The organism is Hyphomicrobium sp. (genome assembly GCF_019753045.1).
GTDB lineage: Bacteria > Pseudomonadota > Alphaproteobacteria > Rhizobiales > Hyphomicrobiaceae > Hyphomicrobium_B.
Genome location: NZ_JAIELN010000005.1, coordinates 44,132 through 60,616 on the forward strand (window position 1 = coordinate 44,132; position 16,485 = coordinate 60,616).

The window sequence follows — 16,485 nt, forward strand, 5'->3', positions numbered from 1 at the left end:
TTCTTCTCTCTCTGGATAGCTTTGTCGGGGAGTGCTTCATCTGAAGCGCTCCCCTCCTTCTTTTGGGAGCAATGGCGAGGCTTCCCGCGTGTTTCCACCTGACGTACTCGATGATGCGCGCCGGCTCATTGCCGCTCTCAGGGCCAAGCGGCGAATGCTGGCGACGGCGGAGAGCTGCACGGGCGGCCTCGTCGCAAGCGCGATTACGGCCATCGCGGGGTCGTCGGACGTATTTTTCGGTGGCTTCGTCACATACGCCGACGATGCGAAGTCAAGCATGATCGGGGTCGATAGCGGGCTCATCCAGCGCTACGGCGCCGTCAGCGAGGCGGTCGCCCATGCCATGGCGGACGGCGTCGTCCAGACGACGGGCGTGGATCTGGCCGTTTCCATCACGGGCATCGCCGGGCCCGGCGGCGGCAGCCCGCACAAGCCCGTCGGGCTGGTTTACATCGGGATCGCTTCCGTGTTCGACGCTCCGCTCGTCGAACGCCATATGTTCGGCGAGGTTGGGAGGGACGAGGTTCGCCTCGCGAGCCTCCGGGCGGCCCTCAGGATGCTTCTAGAGGTGGCTGCATGAGGCGGGGAATATTCGGGGCATCCTCTGGTGACGCCATTCGCGCGCTCGTCCTGGCGGCTACAAGTGCGCTGGCATTCGGGCCGGCGGCCGCGGCCGATATGTCGGCGCGGGACGTCTCTCTCCTGGTGTTTCGAGCCGCTCCCGGAAGCCACCCTTCCCTCAATCATCGGGATCTGACGCGGCTTGATCTTTCGGGCCTCGACTTCAAGCAGGCGGACCTCAGTCAATCCAATCTGTTCGGAGCCGATCTTTCGGGTGCAAACCTTTCGGGAACGGATCTCTCCGGCGCGATACTGGACCGCGTCACTCTCGTCGGCGCGAAACTCGACGGCGCTCGCCTCGACAATGCGAGCCTGATGCGCCCATCGTCGTTCTCAACTCTCGCCCCACTTCCGGCCGAGGCACCGAGCCTCAAGGGCGCGTCGATGCGGGGCGCGCGGTTTTTTGGAACCTTCGCGGGCTCGAATCTTGCCGGCGCCGACCTCACCGATTCCCATTGTGCACCCACGTACACCACGGGCTTCATCGAACACATTTGGCGGACGGACTTTACGAGCGCGAATTTGGCGGGCGCCACTCTCACGCGCGCCGATATGGGCCGAGCGCAATTGAGTTTTGCGCGGCTCCATGGCGCCATCATGCGCGACGTTATCCTGCGAGGCGCAGACCTTTCGGGCGCCGATCTGACGAATGCCGATTTGTCGGGAGCCGATTTGACGGATGCTGACTTGACCGATGCGGATGTTCGCGGCGCCAATCTCTCAGGCACCAAACTTCGCAATGCCAAGGGATTGGATCGGCTCAGAGGCTTGGCGCTCGCTAAAAATTCGGACAAGAGCGTCCGCTAGTTTTCGCCGTCAGGTTTCCGCCGTCTTGGGCGTCGCGCCATAGACCTGAGAGGCGCGCTCCTCGAAGGCGTGGGTAAAACGACGGAATGCCTGATCGAACATTGCGCCCATGAGCGCGCCGAGCAGTTTCGAGCGAAATTCGTAGTCGATGAAAAAGTCGACCATCGAGCCCGATGCATTGTCCAAAAATTTCCAGCGATTTTCGAGGTGCTTGAAGGGACCGTCGAGGTAGCTGACATCGATACGCCGGTCGGGCCTATCGATCACGACGCGTGTCGTGAAGCTTTCGGCGATCGATTTGTAGCCGATGCTCATCCGGGCGGTCAGTTCCTCTCCCCCGGCGGTTTGCTGGCGTGACAGGATCGTCAGGCCGGTGCAAAGCGGAAGGAAGTCGGGATATTTTTCGATGTCGGCGACGAGAGCAAACATTTGCTCGGCCGAAAAGCGGACATGGCGCTGGGTTGAGAAAGATGGCATGGCGCCGGTCTTATGGCACGGGTCGGCTCTGGGCGGAAAGCATATGCTTCAAGCGGCCGCACCGCTGCGCGGGGTTGATCGCGCCTTGTTCTATCAGGCGATGAGGCGAGCGAGCAGCACGATCACGATCGCGCCGATCGCGGCGGTAACGACTTCCGACACGAAGGCGTTTCCGATACCGAGATTGATGCCCAGCGCCTTGAACAGGTAACCGCCGACGAAGGCGCCAATGATGCCGGTGATCAGGTATCGGATCAGACCGTCGCCTCCGACCACGAGAGACGCCAGAAAGCCGGCGATGATCCCGATAATTGCGAAGATCACCAAATCGCGCGTTTGACTGTCCATGTTAGCTCCGAAGGCTTTCCGCTTCGAAACGGCGGCAACTGAACCGCAGTTTCCGGTTCGTCACTGTGGAATCAAAACGGGGCGCTCAAACGTGGCAGCGAGCACCCAGGTACTGGTTGAGCAGGTCGTTGTACTTGTCGACGTCCGCGCGTTGGGCCGGCGTAAGCTTGCCGCCGCCGCTGGCGCGTTCGACTTGAGCGGGAACGCCTTTAGAATCCAGTCGATTGAGTTCGCCGCGAATCGAACCGCACGATTCGCCCGGAGGAAGTGGCCTTGCTCCCGGATCGCCGCCGGTCGTTCCCGCAGCCCCACCGCATCCCTGCAGCGCGCAGCCAAGAGCGATTACAAAACCAACCGCTAAACAACCCCGCATTATCCGTCTCACTCAGCTTGAATTTAGGAAGAGGTTCCCAAGGAAGGCTCTTCTATCGTGGCAGAGATCACAGCCAGGGAGCCTTCGCAATCCCCCGTGGCCTTCCTGTGGCACTGATGCAGCAACAGAAATTCCAAAACACCTGTTTTCCACACGCCGAAAAAGCGTGCGTGCCATCGTCGCGTCAATGCTCGGGATCAGGTCAGTTCGCGGCAGGAGTCGTTGCTGCTGCGGCCGGTTTCGCCGCCTGTTGCGACGCGACCTGGTTGGGAACGCCCGTGCCACAGCGTGTCTGATACTCGCCGTAGGCCTTGTTGAGCTCGGCCTGCTTCTGGAGAGCTGCGCGCTTCACAGAAACCTTGTCGCCTTTTCCGTCAGCCGCCTTCTCGAGTCGCTCGATTGTGCCGTCACCCTTCAACGTCGTGATCTGACTGGCAAGCGAGGCGCAGACAGGGTCCGATTTCGCTGCTGTCTTCTCCGGAGACGTTACCGAAGCGGTTGAAAGATCAAAACCCGAGTTTGCACATCCGCACGTAAGCGCCGCCGCAACGACGACGAAACCGATTTTGCCAATATGAACTTTTCTCATCGAAACCCCCAGAGAGTTGCCACCCACAACTCAACGCGCACGCACCGATTGTTAGCGATCCGAGAGGACGCGGCGCAAGGAGGGGCACCCCTGTCATCCCCCGCCAAAGCGCGGGCAAGTTCCGAAAGTGTGGAGATCAAATATCTGGCGCAAATCGGCAACAGAGCGGAGAGCACGCCCCCTGTTCATGGCGCGCTTTACACCCGCTGCACCAGGAAGCCCGCTTGTCGAGCGCTAGTGGGTGACGCGCTTACGGCTTTTGCCGTAGGCAGCCAATTCGTTCTTCGGGAAAGCCTCGTCGAAGCCCTTACGGACGGCCGCGATCATGCGCTGTTCGCCCGATTCTCCGTTCGCGGAAGCCGAACGCGCGACGTGGTGCCCGATCTGCGCGAGCAATCTGCCCCATTCTTCCAATCGCGGCCCGAACGCTTCGCCGTTGAGGGTTACCACGAGTGCGCCGTCCGCCACCCAAGCTCTGATAAGTTCGACGGCCTGCTCGGCCTCCGGCACTTCTTCCGGAATATCGAGTTCGAGGAGGACGTCGGAATCCTGCAGGTCTGACATTTCATGGACTCCCCTCGATGCACCAAACGCATCTCTGACGTAGCCACTCTCGGCCTGGTGCTCAAGCGGCGATTATCCCACGGGAGCACTCATTTGGAGCTGCGAGATGCCAAGGCGTAGTAATCAACTACGGTGCTTATTGGGCGGTGATGATTTTGTCGTCGGCGCGCACATAGCCGAGCATGTCGCGCGCGGTCTCTTCCACGATATCGGCGTTCGGGACTTCGGGAGACAGTAGCGCCACGTCATGGCGGAGTTTCGTGCGCACACTTTCGAGACCTTTGATCTCGAAATCGAGAAGCGCCGAGCGCTCGACGAGGCCAGCCCGCGCCTCGAGACCGTGCCGTCCATATCGAATGTGGTAGGCGAAATAGCTCGTCAGGGCGATACAGGCCAAAGTAATCGCGAACTGCTCCATGAGCCGCCCGGCTCCATTCGGCCTGTTCGTTGAGTGGCTCAAGTAACGCAATTGGCGATCCCGAGAAGAGAGGGCGAGATCGACGGTATATGAGGGGGCCGATTAAGAGCGGGTAAACCCGGTGTCCAGGAACGGACAGCTGACTGACGGGCATGTCAGAAGTGAGCGCTGATGGGCAGAATCGCGCGGAAGAGCGAGGCCAGACGGCCGCTCGCATCTAGAAGCGGTGTTTCACCGATCCGTGGATCATCAGGTCTTTCTGATCATCGGAATTCTGAGAATCGGGAAGGTTGGGAGCTTTGTTAGTGTCCTCGGCTGCGCCGTACAGAAGATCGAGCCCGAAGTCCATTTTCGGCAATGTGCCGATTTTGCCGAGACCGGGAATTCTGATTTCGGTTCCCTCGGTTCTGGAAGGATTAGCGGTAGCGGGATCTTGCTCTTGAGCCTTCGGGGCATCAGGCACGGCCATGCCGCCAGGGATCGCCCCGCGTTGCTCTTCCATTGACAATACACTGGTGCTCGCCGCGGCGGCCAACGCCACCAGCATGCCAGTCACCATAATCAATCGTCTCACGTCTACCCCGCAATGCCTCGAAAGCACGCACATGTCGTAGTGTTGCGCGGTAGATAGCAGAAGTTCAATGGCATTAGCCCATCCTTAACTGGACAGAGGACGTTTCTTATCGTCGCTGTTGTAGCATAGCCATGTTGCTAGGACGACACACGTTTCCAGGGGTTCGCGCCCGCAGCTGGTCACGAAGTTCAGATTGCGAATCCTCAACAAAAAGGGGCCGCCCGGAGGCAGCCCCAATACTCTGACGCAGACGGGAGATAAGCGATCAGAATCTCAGCAGTGCGCCCATGATGACCATGTCGAATGCATCAAGGCTGAGCCGCGTGTCAGCTGTGTTGGTTATCGAACCGTCAGCATGACGGTACATGACATACAGATCCATGGCTGCAGGTTCGATGTTTTGGATGATACCTGCACCGGCGAAGTTGATGTCCGTCGATTGCAGGTTGCCGCCGTTGAAGTTTACGTTCAGCTTGCTGCCGCCGTTATCGTTGCGATATTCGCCGAAGATGGTCGTCTTGCCGATCGGCATCCACTTCTGCTCGATACCACCCTGGATATACCAGAGCGTGCTGGTCGCATCAGCGCCGGGATCGCTCTCGCGAATGCGGTTATCGGTGTTCTGCGCAAATCCGCCATAAACGAACAAGCCCGTGGGAACGTGCTGGATCGTTGCTGCCGTGCCGAAAAGTTCGCAATTTTGAGCCGAGAGGCCTTTCGAGCACGCCGATATATTCTCGTCCGAGTTCTTCCCGTAGCCGGCCTTGCCAAGGACTTTGAAGTCGCCCCACTGGCCGGTGTAGGTCAGCGCCACGCCCCAAAGGTCGTCTTCTCCCCAGCTTGCGGTCACTACGAAGCCAGCGATCGTCGGCGAGTCGTAACGGACGATGTTACGACGTCCGTCCTGACCAACGGTACCATTGTCAACGCCAGCGAGGATGTTGCCCCAGGTGACACCATTGCCACCGCCGACCTGCGCGCCGTTATGACGGAGAAAAAAGCCACCCTGGTAGACGGCCGGAGCCTGCGCGTCCGAGAAGTTGCGTGTGTTGACGCCGTCGGCATCGTCAAGCAAGTGATAGAGTGCGGTACCTTCTTGGCCGACCGTGAGCTTGCCATAATCCTTACTCTTCAGCCACCAGTTGCTCTTACGAACGGTGAGAGCGTTGCTGTTGGAAGAAGAGGGAGAATTCTGGTTGAAACCGTTCAGTGGATTGCCTTGAGCACCAATTTCAAGGGTGTAACCAGCAGAGAAGCCTGGAGCGATCTGAGCTTCGCCGTTGAACTTGACGCGGGACTGTTCCAGTGTGTTCGTGCCGACGTAGGCGTTGCGCTCGCTGCCATCATCCCAAGCGAAAACCGCTTCGTTCACCCAACCTGTAATGGTCAGCGAAACCTTGCGGTTACCTTTGCGGGCCGACGTGGCTTCAAGTTCGGCAACGCGTTCTTCGAGATCGGCGCAGCAATCGCCGCCGAGATCGGCTGCTTGAGCCGGTGTAAATCCAATGGCCAACCCGAAGGCCGCCACTAACGCCATACGGCTACTAGACAATTTGAATACCGACTTCATCGGTGCCCCTCTGTTTACAGACCCCAAATTTGACGACGCGCAATCCCCTTCGCGTCGGGCGATTTTTCGCCGTAGCCCCTGAGAAGTTTTTCTCCGTGAGCAACTTACGTGTCTGCTAACCACGCCAATTTAACAGATGCGTGACAGTCCGGCCCCAAACAGCGTTGCACGCCTGCAACGGCTGCCCTTTGGAGCATTTCTGTGTTTCAATGATCACACTTTCAGGGGCTAAGGCATGAGCCGAGAAGACATTTTTGACATTGCTGTCGTGGGCGCCGGCCCTGCCGGGCTCATTACAGGATTGTCCTGTGCGGTGTCGGGACTTAGCACCGCCGTACTCGGCCCGCGCTCCAGTATTGCCGACGGGCGCACATCGGCGCTCTTCGGCGGTTCCATCGATCTTCTGAAAGCTGTCGGGGTCTGGCCGGCGCTCGCCGATGTCTCCGCGCCCATTTCCGGAATCAGCATTGCGGATGCGAGCGGCGGCTTGCTGAGCGCGCCGGAGGTGCATTTCCAGGCAAAGGAAATCGAACTCGACGCCTTTGGCTACAATGTCCCGAATGTCCTCCTCACCCAGGCTCTCGAGGACGCGAGCGCTGGGCGCGTGAACCGCGTTATCTGCGCAGGCGTGACGGGCTTCGCCTCGGCAGCCGATCATGTTGTGGTCTCGGACAGCGACGGGAACGAGATCCGGGCGCGGCTCGTCGTGGCGGCGGACGGCAGGGCATCTTCGGCGCGGCGGTTCGCCGGCATCGAGGTTTCGACCTGGTCGTATCCGCAGTCGGCAATCGTCGCGACCTTCCGGCACCAGCGTCCGCATCGGGGCATATCGACCGAGTTGCATCGGCGCGCCGGGCCGTTGACCGTTGTTCCCGGCCAATCCGGGCTGTCCCACCTCGTTTGGGTCGATACTCCCGAAGAGGCCGCGAGATTGCTTGCGCTTGATGATGTGGATTTTGCCCGTGCGCTCAATGCAGAACTCAAAGGACATTTGGGCGCGCTTTCGGAGTTCTCCCCGCGGCAGGCCTTTCGGCTGACGGGACAAACCGCGCGCTCGCTCGGCAAAAACAGGGTTGTGCTCGCCGGTGAAGCTGCCCATGTCATTCCGCCAATCGGCGCGCAGGGTCTCAATCTCAGCTTCCGGGATGCGGCTACCATTGCCGAGATAGCCAGCGAGGCGAAACGTAATGGATCGGATGTCGGCGGCGACGCTACGCTCGCTCGTTATGAAGGCGCGCGACGCAGAGACATTGCGACGCGGGTTTTCGCAGTCGACATTCTGAACCGGTCGCTCCTGAGCAACCTGCCGGGCGTCGGCCTCGCCCGCGGGTTTGGCCTCTTTGCACTTGCTTCCAGCCCCGCCTTGCGGGTTCGGATCATGCGGGAAGGTTTCAGACCGTCCGCTTCGACTCCCGACTTGATGGCCTCGCCCGCGGCTCTGACCGGGGGAAATAGGGCGATGGACGCTTGACGGGCCCCTCGTCGGCGGAGCATGACCCTCGGTCAACGGCAATACGAGGGTCGGGCACTGTCCACGCCAGAAGTTTCACGGCTGCGCGATTTGCAGTTCAGGCTGGAGTATTGGCTGCTTCGGGGTGTTGCCGGGGTGGTCCGCTCGGTGCCTCTCGACGCTGCGACGCATTTTTCGGCCTGGTGCTGGCGCCGTCTGGCGCCCAGGATCAACCCGAAGCGCCACAATCGAGCGCTCGACAATCTGAGGATCGCTTTTCCGGAGAAGTCGGAAAAGGAACGCGAAGCCATTGCGCTCGCCCATTGGGAAAACCTCGGGCGCGTCATGGCCGAGACGATGCGCATCGATCAGATCATCGCCGAGCCGTCGCGGCTCACCATCAAGAACCCTGAGGTCTTCAACCGATATTCGAGCAAGCTCGGGCCGATTGTCGGCGCGTCGCTTCACATGGGGAACTGGGAGCTTGCCATCTGGCCGTTGACGATCTCGGGCGCCAATCCCGCGTGCGTCTATCGCACCGTCAACAATCCCTACATCGACCAATATGTCCGTTATCAGCGCCGCGATCTTTATCCAGGCGGTCTTTTCGGCCGAGGCAAAGTCGAGGGCGATCACGGCGAAAGCCAGAAAACCGCGCGGGTCATCATGGATTACGTTCGCAACGGCGGCCGTCTCGGCGTCGTTTGCGATCTCTATGATCATACCGGACTTCCGGTCCCGTTCTTCGGAAGAGACGCCCGCACTGTCAGCATCCCGGCGATGATCGCGCGCCGGGTAGGCGCTCGTATTTGGATGGCTCGATGCCGGCGCATCGGCCGGGACAGCCGTTTCGAGATCGAGCTCAAAGAACTTCGCGTACCGCGAACGGCCAACCAGGGCGAGGACGTGAAGTGGGCGACGGCCGAGATGACCCGTCAATTCGAAGCCTGGGTGAGAGAATTCCCAGAACAGTGGATGTGGTCGAACCGTCGCTGGAAATGAGCTTCGGACGTTGCCTCCGGACCTGAATAGGAACTTCGGGTCGATCGGTTGCGTTTTCCGAGGTTGAACCGCGACGGAGCGCCGGATGAGCGACGCCCTATCACCACTACGGCTGTTGATCGTTTTCCTTGGACTGCTGTTCCCGACGCTGGCGCTTATCCCGCTCGGCAGCCTGTGGCTCTGGCAGCATGGCTACCTGATCTATTGGGCTATAGCGACGCTCTGCTGCACGCTGATTGCGTTCGTCTTCCAGCGGCGAACTCTCGGGCCCCCACCTAAGGCCGGCACGGATGAGCCGGTCGCCGAGATCATCCCGCCGCGCAGTTCCTCCGATGGCGATCCGATGCGTGCGGCTGCACAGAGGTCCGTCGATACATTTGCGAGCGACGCAAATACCCGAACCATCGGATCGTGGAACGATCTGCTGAATACCGGTCTCGAGACGGTGGAGATCGTCGCCAAGACCTATCATCCGGACCGCAAGGACCCGATGTTGCGATTCACCGTTCCAGAAGCGTTGACGCTCATCGAACAGGTGAGCGCACGTCTCAGGCCGGTGTTCGAGGGAACCATTCCGCTTGGCAACCGCCTGACGGTCGCGCAGTTCGCGCAGGTCTATCGATGGCGCGGAATCTACGATGTTGCGGGCCGCGCGTGGTCGGTATGGCGTCTTGCGCGGATGTTCAATCCTGCGACCGCCGCTACGTACGAGTTGCGCGAGAAGCTATCGAACTCCCTGATCCAGTGGCTCAAGGGGACGATCTCGGGCCGCTTGGTTCGGGCATTCATTCAGGAGGTCGGAGCAGCGTCGATCGATCTTTATAGTGGCGAACTCAAGAAAGCGGCCTCCGCTCGCAAGACCGCAAATCTACCGGCGACAATTCCGAAACAATAGTTCGCTCAGAGTTCGTTTTGATCGCGATCCAACGCACGAAGGCCGCCGAGAACCCCAGACGGACAGTTGCCCGATGGAGCCATTCGGCGGCCTAATATGTTCTCACGAGCGGAACGTTGACTAACGCTGCATTACTCGCGAGCGCGTGATTACGACTTCCAAAGAGCGCCGATGACGAAGCCGACTGCGGCTGCCATAGCCAATGTTGCGATCGGCTGATCCTTTACTGATCTATCGATCGCGCCCTTCACATTGCCGGCAACTTCGCCAACCTGCTGGCGAGCCTGACCTGCCATCTCCTGGGCGCGGTCGGAAGCTTCGTCGAACGTCTGCTTGGCTTTGCCTTTAATGTCGTCGATTGAGTTCGTTCCGTACTGGGTCGATGTGGCCATCGTCAAAACTCCGTTCGTTGCAGGTTCATGGTGCAAACGCGGAGCCCGACGCGTTGGTTGCACGCGGCTGGCCCAAAAGAAATATCGGCGATGTGAGGCCGCCGATATGCCGATATTCAGGCTGCAGATCACATCTGCTGGTCGCGGCGCCGGTTATCTGAGGTCCGGCGGCACGGCCTCGGCGGACAGCGCGGTTAACGCCTCATCGAGGCTGAGCACGGACTGATCCTGGGAACCCAGGCGGCGGATCGAGACCTTCTTTTCCTCGGCCTCGCGTTTTCCGACGACGATGATGACCGGCACTTTCGCCAGCGAATGCTCGCGGACCTTGAGGTTGATCTTCTCGTTACGAAGATCCGTCTCGACCCGTAGCCCTAGCGCCTTCGCTTTCTCGGCGACTTCCGCCGCATAGTCGTTCGCGTCTGAGACGATCGGCGCGACGACGATCTGCAACGGCGCGAGCCACAGCGGGAAGTGGCCAGCGAAGTTCTCGATCAGGATTCCGGTGAAGCGCTCGAGCGAGCCGAAAATGGCGCGGTGTATCATCACCGGCGTCTTCTTCTCGGAGTGATCGTCGATGTAGAACGCGCCGAGGCGGCCCGCGAGGTTGAAGTCCACCTGCGTCGTGCCGCACTGCCAGTCTCGGCCGATGGCATCACGCAGCACATATTCGAGCTTCGGTCCGTAGAATGCGCCCTCGCCCGGCTGAACCTCGGTCTTGATGCGTCCGTTCGAGCGACGCTTCACTTCGTCGAGCACGTCCGACAAAGCCTTTTCGGCCTTGTCCCACAACGCGTCCGAGCCGACGCGCTTCTCAGGGCGCAGCGACAGCTTGATGACGATGTCGTCGAAGCCAAAGTCTTTGTAGATGCCGAGCAGCAGATCATTGATCTTGAGGCATTCCTCCATGATCTGATTTTCGGTGACGAAGATGTGGGCGTCGTCCTGAGTGAAATGGCGCACGCGGAGCATGCCGTGCAGGGCGCCCGACGGCTCATAGCGATGCACCTTACCGAACTCTGCGATCCGGTATGGAAGATCGCGGTAGCTCTTCAGGCCGTTCTTATAGATCTGAACGTGGCCTGGGCAGTTCATCGGCTTGCAGCAGAACACGCGCTCGTCCGGCAGGACGGTCGTGAACATGTTCTCGCCGTAGTTTTCCCAGTGGCCGGAAAGCTCCCAGAAATGCTTCTCCATCATGTCGGGAGAGTTCACTTCCTGATAGCCCGCGCGCTGCTGCTGACGGCGCATGAAGGCAATCAGCGTCTGGAAGAGCGTCCAGCCCTTGGCGTGCCAGAAAACGGAGCCCGGCGCTTCTTCCTGGAAATGGAAAAGATCCATCTCGCGGCCGAGCTTGCGATGGTCGCGCTTCTCGGCTTCTTCAAGCTGATGCAGGTAGGCTTTGAGCTCGTCTTCGGTCGCGAATGCGGTGCCGTAGATGCGCTGGAGCTGCGGCTTCGTTGAATCGCCGCGCCAATACGCGCCGGCAAACTTCATCAGCTTGAAAGCCTTGCCGACCTGACCGGTCGAGGTCATGTGCGGGCCGCGGCAGAGGTCGAGCCATTCGCCCTGCTTGTAGATCTTGAGGTCCTGATCCTCAGGAATGGCATCGACGAGTTCGACCTTGAAGTACTCGCCCTTGTCCTTGAAGAATTCCTTCGCCTTGTTGCGCGTCCAGACTTCCTTTGTGAACGGCGCGTTCTTGGCGATGATCTCGCCCATGCGCTTCTCGATCTTCGGAATGTCTTCGGGCTCGAACGGCTGCTGCTTGGCGAAGTCGTAATAGAAGCCGTTGTCGATCACGGGGCCGATGGTGACCTGAGTTCCGGGCCAGATCGATTGCACTGCTTCGGCGAGAACGTGCGCGGCGTCGTGCCGGATCAGCTCCAAAGCTGCCGGATCGGTGCGCGATACGAAGTTGATCGACGCGTCCTTGGTGATCGGATCGGCGAGGTCGGCCAATGCGCCGTCGAGCTGCATGGCAACGGTACGCTTGGCGAGCGACGGCGAGATCGACTTCGCGATTTCGAGGCCGGTGGTTCCCGAAGCGACTTGGCGCTGCTTGCCATCGGGGAACGTAATCGTGACTTCACTCATCGCGGCCTCCTTTGCTCACTCGCCGCAAACGAACGCGGCGTAAGTCGATTTCGAATGCGCTAATGGGGCGTGGCGGGCCACGAGTCAAGTCAGCCCAATTGCAGCACCGGCTTAGCGCCAGCGGCCGTAACGCCAGGGCTGGAAGGTGTGTTTAACGGCGCGAATATCGGGCACCATGTCGACGCCGTGCGTTCCGCCAGGTCCGCATCTCACGAAGCGAGAGAGGGTCAGCCAGAACCCCCGCCAAGCCCCATTCAGTTCGATGGCCTGAAGTGCGTATTCAGAACACGTCGGCCAATGGCGGCACTGGCCGCCCGCCATGCTCTTGAAGGTGTAGCGGTAGACGTAGACAGGGGCCTTGAGCAGCGCTTTGGCGAACGTGGAACTCATAGGGTGAGCAGACGCCAAGTCCCAGGGCGGACGCAAGAGCAAACCCGTCGCAGATATCAGGTAGCAGTTATCAGGGCGTCGGGGTTGCCGGTGCCGCAGGAGCCGGAGCTGCAGGGGCCGGTGCCGGCTGGGACGCCGCTTTCGCCGCGTCCAGCTCCTTCTGGACCGCACTCAGCTGCGATTTCAGGCTGTCGTTTTCGGCACGAATGGTGTCCAGAGCTGCTTCGGCATCGGCCTTCGCCTTGTTCGCGATATCGAGCAGAGCCTTGACCTTATTGGTTTCGTCTCCGGCTGCCGAGAGTTTCGCCTTCGCGTCCTCGTCGGCGGCTGCGAGTTTGGCTTTCAGTTCGTCGGTTTCCTTGGTCAAGGCATTCGCCTTGTTGTCGAGTTCCGACACCTTCGCCATCGCCGTCGAGACGTCGGCCTTGCCCTCGTCGACCTGACGCAGCGCGTCGGTCTCAGCGGCCTTCAGGCGATCGATCTCGTCTTGCGATGATTTTCTTACCTGCGCGGCATCGTCAACCGCCTTGCGGAGCGAGGTCACTTCACCCTGCATCGCCGTAAGTTCGCCCTCGGCCGACGTCTTGCCATGCCAGCCATAGAGCGCGAGGAAACCGAGAATTGCGATCACGGCCCATTTGAGCGCGCTGGTCGATGAGGCCGCACTGTCCGCGCGCGCGCCGCTATCGTTGTCCTGCGCTGCCATCTGAAACTCCGTTTCTGGTCAGGGCCACGGCTTGCGGGCGCACCCGACGCCGCTTCGGCCTGCCCGAAATTCTCTTCGACTCGGTTCGACTCGTGACTGGCATACTCCGCAGACGGGTCGACTTCCACACTCAGTTTGCCGGATGTAACCGCTTGAAAAAGATGGCATTGCTGAGGCTGTCGGCGCGGATGCGTCCTGCCGGTCGTGTCTTTTGGACATACAGCATGCCGTATCGTGCTCGTCGATTGGCTGAATGATTTCGCGGCAGCCTTAGTCGCAAAAAATTGCAGTAAAGGTTAGCGCGCAGCCTGCAGCCCGGCCTCCGTCCGATGTAGCGCGTCATCAAGAGCTCTCTCGACGGCGTCGAATACAAGCAACGTCGAAGCTTGGCGCGCTTTGTAGTTGCGGACAGGCTCGAGGACCGCAAGGTCCGCCCAACGCCCGCCGGGGGGCGGTCCCCCTTCCTTCAGCATGGCGCGCATCGCGTTGCCCACGGTGCGGAGCTCCTCCGGCGTCGAGCCGACGATCTCGCGGGCCATAACCGATGCCGAAGCCTGACCGAGAAGGCAGGCCTTGACCGACTGGCCGAAATCGCTGACCCGGCCATTCTCCAGCTCGAGATCGACGGTCACGGTCGATCCGCAGAGCTTCGAATGACCCGTCGCGGTGCCATGGGGATGAGCTAGCCTTCCTGTTCGCGAGATCGCTCCCGCCAGCTCGAGAATGCGTGTGTTGTAGATCTCATCGAGGTTGGCCATAGGTCTCTTTTACGTCTTATGGTCTTTTGGATCGCGGGCGGTGTCCCGCCTCTCGTCTAAATATATCAGTCGCCGTATATAAGGCCTGCCGGCCGTGAATACGAGATCTGCCGGCATTCCGACGCGGAACGATACCCCAACGATCCCAGCACGATTGGGCCTTTCCAACCGCCATAATTGGCCTGCGCGGCGGCGGACCCGATATTATAGCGGCTCCAATGATGGCCCCAACCTAGACAGAGTTGCAGATGGCGGACGGCGAAACCGACGAGACCACCCTTTCCTTCCGGCCCGTATTCGGACCGGACGGCTTGATACCCGCGATCGTGACGGATCCCGCGTCCGGCAATGTGCTCATGTTCGCCTATATGAACGAGAAAGCCCTGGCGGAAACGATCGCCAGCGGGTTTGCGCATTTCTGGAGCCGGTCGCGGGCCAAGCTTTGGAAGAAGGGCGATGAGAGCGGCAACCTTCTCAAGGTCGTCGAACTGCGTACCGACTGCGACCAGGACGTCATCTGGATTGCCGCTGAGGTTCAGGGCGACGGGGTCGCCTGCCATACGGGCGCTCGTTCCTGCTTCTATCGCCGAGTTGTGCAGGCGACCGGCAACGGAACGCCCGTCCTCGAGTTTGCGGATCTTCCGACGCCGACGACGCCTGCCTGAGACGACGATTGTCTGAGAGGATGTGCTGGCCTGATTGAACATGAGGGCCAACAGTCTCCTGGCGTTTCCGCTAGTTGTTCTCTCTCCCCTTGTTCACACCTTGATTACCTATTGGTAGCGGGGCCTTAATGCCGCAGCGCTAGCATAAGGTTTGCGAGCGCTGCTCGGCTGGTAGAGCCGTCGCCCGCTGGCAGGGAGTGCCAACATGGATCGTTCGGCGGGTGTTAGGATTGGATTGGCGCTGGGCGGAGGTGCCGCTCGCGGATGGGCGCACATCGGCGTTCTCAGGGCTTTGGAACGGGCCGGCATCAAGCCCGATATCATCGCAGGCACGTCAATCGGAGCGGTCGTCGGCGGTTGCCACGCGGCGGGCCATCTCGACAACCTAGAGCGCTGGGCGCGCGAACTCACGCCGAAGCGCATATTCGGCTACCTCGACTTGAACTTCGCCGGCACCGGCCTGATCAGCGGCCAACGTTTATGCGAACGCCTCGAGCAACATCTCGGCGACCGCAACATCGAAGATCTTGGAACGCGTTTCACGGCAGTCGCGACCGAAATCGGCACCGGGCACGAGCATTGGCTGTCGCGCGGGCGATTGGTCGATGCCGTCCGCGCATCCTATGCGCTGCCGGGCGTTTTCAAACCGGTGAAAGTCCATGGCCGCTGGCTGTTCGACGGCGCACTCGTGAACCCCATCCCCGTCTCGGTCTGCCGCGCTCTCGGCGCGCGCTACGTTATCGCCGTCAATTTGAACTTCGATATTCTTGGCCGCGGCAGTGTCATCTCGACACCGGAGGCGCTTTTTGCGGAAGGCGAAGAGGCGTTGCACATGGCTCAGGAGAAAGAGCCGCAGGACAAACGCGGCGTGCGCGCTCTTCTGCAACGTCAAATTCTCGGAAAGCGCGATGGCGCGCCCGGCATCTCGACGGTGATGGTCGATGCTCTCAATATCGTACAGGATCGCATCGCACGTTCACGGCTTGCCGGTGATCCGCCCGACGCCATGATTTCACCGCGGCTTCAGGATGTCGGCCTCTTCGATTTTCATCGTGCGGAAGAAGCCATCGAGCGCGGCAGCCAAGCTGTCGAGCGTCAGCTGGACGATATGGTTCGGGAAATTGAAATATGCGATCCGAGGCGCGCACCAAATCGCGCGCGCCTGCAAACTGGTGGCTCGATCGCCAACGATCAGCCGGTCGCCAAGTAGCCGCGCATCGCGGTCACTTCAAGTTCCACCTCGGCCGTGTGGTGCTTGACGACGTCTCCGATTGAAATGATGCCGACGAGCGCGCCGTTTTCGACGACGGGAATATGGCGGAAGCGTCCCTTCGTCATCGTTTCCATGATCTCGTCGAGCGTGCACTCACGCGTGCAGCAAACGACATCGCGAGTCATTCCTTCTTTGGCCAGCATCGTGAGCGCTGCCGCTCCGTGCTCCGCCACCAATCGTATGATGTCTCGCTCTGAAATAATGCCGACGACGTTTTCGGTGTCGCCGAGAATGAGGATGGCGCCGATCTTGCGGCTAGCGAGCCGCAAAGCAATTTCCTGGATCGAGTCATCCGGACGCGCAGTCATGACACCGCGCTCTTTCGACTTCAGTATTTGTCCAATGATCACTGGTTCAGCCTCCGTTCCGAACGTCATGCGTGACGGAAGGCAGAGCTTTGCGCTTGCGCGCTCCACAGGATTCGCAAGCTTGCCTGGTCTTCAGCCGGCACAACGCTGCGTTTTCACCCTAACTGATATCCGCTCTTACGGCGAACTGACTAAAAGCTGGGGCAAA

21 protein-coding genes are annotated in these 16,485 nt (G+C 60.3%); 7 read left to right on the plus strand and 14 right to left on the minus strand.

The annotated features are described in order from the left end of the window. The first annotated feature begins 88 nt into the window (after positions 1–88). Together K2Q04_RS05295 and K2Q04_RS05300 are read left to right on the plus strand one after the other, a co-directional pair. Positions 89–580, plus strand: coding sequence for a CinA family protein (locus K2Q04_RS05295; RefSeq protein ID WP_291160274.1), 492 nt, complete (start codon positions 89–91; stop codon positions 578–580). Continuing rightward, positions 577–1,428, plus strand: coding sequence for a pentapeptide repeat-containing protein (locus tag K2Q04_RS05300; RefSeq protein ID WP_291160277.1), 852 nt, complete (start codon positions 577–579; stop codon positions 1,426–1,428). The genes K2Q04_RS05295 and K2Q04_RS05300 overlap by 4 nt, the downstream gene beginning before the upstream one ends. 9 nt (positions 1,429–1,437) lie before the next feature. Here K2Q04_RS05300 and K2Q04_RS05305 read toward each other — a convergent pair whose 3' ends face one another. The 8 genes from K2Q04_RS05305 to K2Q04_RS05340 form a co-directional block, all read right to left on the minus strand. Beyond that, positions 1,438–1,905, minus strand: a complete 468-nt coding sequence (locus K2Q04_RS05305) for a type II toxin-antitoxin system RatA family toxin (RefSeq protein ID WP_291160280.1) — start codon at positions 1,903–1,905, stop codon at positions 1,438–1,440. Positions 1,906–1,998: 93 nt separating this feature from the next. Next, positions 1,999–2,253 (minus strand): GlsB/YeaQ/YmgE family stress response membrane protein, encoded by a 255-nt coding sequence (locus K2Q04_RS05310; protein ID WP_291160283.1) that lies wholly within the window; start codon positions 2,251–2,253, stop codon positions 1,999–2,001. An 85-nt stretch (positions 2,254–2,338) separates the two neighbouring features. Then, the gene (locus K2Q04_RS05315; RefSeq protein WP_291160286.1) at positions 2,339–2,626 is read right to left on the minus strand and encodes a hypothetical protein; all 288 of its coding nucleotides are present in this window, start codon (positions 2,624–2,626) and stop codon (positions 2,339–2,341) included. A 202-nt stretch (positions 2,627–2,828) separates the two neighbouring features. After that, on the minus strand, positions 2,829–3,215 hold the full coding sequence (locus K2Q04_RS05320) for a hypothetical protein (RefSeq protein ID WP_291160289.1): 387 nt from the start codon (positions 3,213–3,215) through the stop codon (positions 2,829–2,831). 234 nt (positions 3,216–3,449) lie between these two features. After that, the gene (locus K2Q04_RS05325; protein WP_291160291.1) at positions 3,450–3,779 is read right to left on the minus strand and encodes a DUF5076 domain-containing protein; all 330 of its coding nucleotides are present in this window, start codon (positions 3,777–3,779) and stop codon (positions 3,450–3,452) included. Between the two features lie 136 nt (positions 3,780–3,915). Next, positions 3,916–4,197, minus strand: a complete 282-nt coding sequence (locus tag K2Q04_RS05330) for a septum formation initiator family protein (RefSeq protein WP_291160294.1) — start codon at positions 4,195–4,197, stop codon at positions 3,916–3,918. 217 nt (positions 4,198–4,414) lie between these two features. Further along, on the minus strand, positions 4,415–4,771 hold the full coding sequence (locus K2Q04_RS05335) for a hypothetical protein (protein WP_291160297.1): 357 nt from the start codon (positions 4,769–4,771) through the stop codon (positions 4,415–4,417). Between the two features lie 265 nt (positions 4,772–5,036). Beyond that, the gene (locus K2Q04_RS05340) at positions 5,037–6,341 is read right to left on the minus strand and encodes a porin (RefSeq protein ID WP_291160299.1); all 1,305 of its coding nucleotides are present in this window, start codon (positions 6,339–6,341) and stop codon (positions 5,037–5,039) included. 235 nt (positions 6,342–6,576) lie between these two features. Here K2Q04_RS05340 and K2Q04_RS05345 point away from each other — a divergent pair, with 235 nt between their 5' ends. The 3 genes from K2Q04_RS05345 to K2Q04_RS05355 all read left to right on the plus strand — a co-directional run bounded on the left by K2Q04_RS05345 (position 6,577) and on the right by K2Q04_RS05355 (position 9,688). After that, positions 6,577–7,812: an FAD-dependent monooxygenase gene (locus tag K2Q04_RS05345; RefSeq protein WP_291160302.1), complete on the plus strand. Its 1,236-nt coding sequence runs from the start codon at positions 6,577–6,579 to the stop codon at positions 7,810–7,812. 21 nt (positions 7,813–7,833) lie between these two features. Beyond that, the gene (locus tag K2Q04_RS05350) at positions 7,834–8,793 is read left to right on the plus strand and encodes a lysophospholipid acyltransferase family protein (RefSeq protein WP_291160305.1); all 960 of its coding nucleotides are present in this window, start codon (positions 7,834–7,836) and stop codon (positions 8,791–8,793) included. An 85-nt stretch (positions 8,794–8,878) separates the two neighbouring features. Then, entirely contained in the window at positions 8,879–9,688 is an 810-nt protein-coding gene (locus tag K2Q04_RS05355; RefSeq protein ID WP_291160308.1) for a GTP-binding protein HSR1, read from the plus strand. Between the two features lie 149 nt (positions 9,689–9,837). On the opposite strand, the gene K2Q04_RS05360 is transcribed toward K2Q04_RS05355, so the two are convergent. The 5 genes from K2Q04_RS05360 to K2Q04_RS05380 all read right to left on the minus strand — a co-directional run bounded on the left by K2Q04_RS05360 (position 9,838) and on the right by K2Q04_RS05380 (position 14,031). Next, positions 9,838–10,080, minus strand: coding sequence for a hypothetical protein (locus tag K2Q04_RS05360; RefSeq protein ID WP_291160311.1), 243 nt, complete (start codon positions 10,078–10,080; stop codon positions 9,838–9,840). Between the two features lie 153 nt (positions 10,081–10,233). Continuing rightward, complete coding sequence (gene thrS / locus K2Q04_RS05365; RefSeq protein ID WP_291160313.1) at positions 10,234–12,177, minus strand: threonine--tRNA ligase; 1,944 nt, start codon at positions 12,175–12,177, stop codon at positions 10,234–10,236. Between the two features lie 111 nt (positions 12,178–12,288). Continuing rightward, positions 12,289–12,567 (minus strand): membrane protein insertion efficiency factor YidD, encoded by a 279-nt coding sequence (yidD, locus tag K2Q04_RS05370; protein WP_291160316.1) that lies wholly within the window; start codon positions 12,565–12,567, stop codon positions 12,289–12,291. 70 nt (positions 12,568–12,637) lie between these two features. Beyond that, positions 12,638–13,273 carry a hypothetical protein gene (locus tag K2Q04_RS05375; RefSeq protein ID WP_291160319.1) on the minus strand — a complete coding sequence of 212 codons (636 nt, stop codon included), beginning with the start codon at positions 13,271–13,273 and terminating at the stop codon, positions 12,638–12,640. Positions 13,274–13,569: 296 nt separating this feature from the next. Continuing rightward, complete coding sequence (locus K2Q04_RS05380; RefSeq protein WP_291160321.1) at positions 13,570–14,031, minus strand: iron-sulfur cluster assembly scaffold protein; 462 nt, start codon at positions 14,029–14,031, stop codon at positions 13,570–13,572. A gap of 248 nt (positions 14,032–14,279) precedes the next feature. Between K2Q04_RS05380 and hisI the strand changes: the two genes are divergently transcribed. Both hisI and K2Q04_RS05390 read left to right on the plus strand, forming a co-directional pair. Next, positions 14,280–14,696 (plus strand): phosphoribosyl-AMP cyclohydrolase, encoded by a 417-nt coding sequence (gene hisI, locus K2Q04_RS05385; RefSeq protein ID WP_291160324.1) that lies wholly within the window; start codon positions 14,280–14,282, stop codon positions 14,694–14,696. 205 nt (positions 14,697–14,901) lie between these two features. Further along, positions 14,902–15,906 carry a patatin-like phospholipase family protein gene (locus K2Q04_RS05390; RefSeq protein ID WP_291160326.1) on the plus strand — a complete coding sequence of 335 codons (1,005 nt, stop codon included), beginning with the start codon at positions 14,902–14,904 and terminating at the stop codon, positions 15,904–15,906. On the opposite strand, the gene K2Q04_RS05395 is transcribed toward K2Q04_RS05390, so the two are convergent. Further along, positions 15,888–16,319 carry a CBS domain-containing protein gene (locus K2Q04_RS05395; RefSeq protein WP_291160327.1) on the minus strand — a complete coding sequence of 144 codons (432 nt, stop codon included), beginning with the start codon at positions 16,317–16,319 and terminating at the stop codon, positions 15,888–15,890. The genes K2Q04_RS05390 and K2Q04_RS05395 overlap by 19 nt on opposite strands. Positions 16,320–16,485 lie beyond the last annotated feature (166 nt).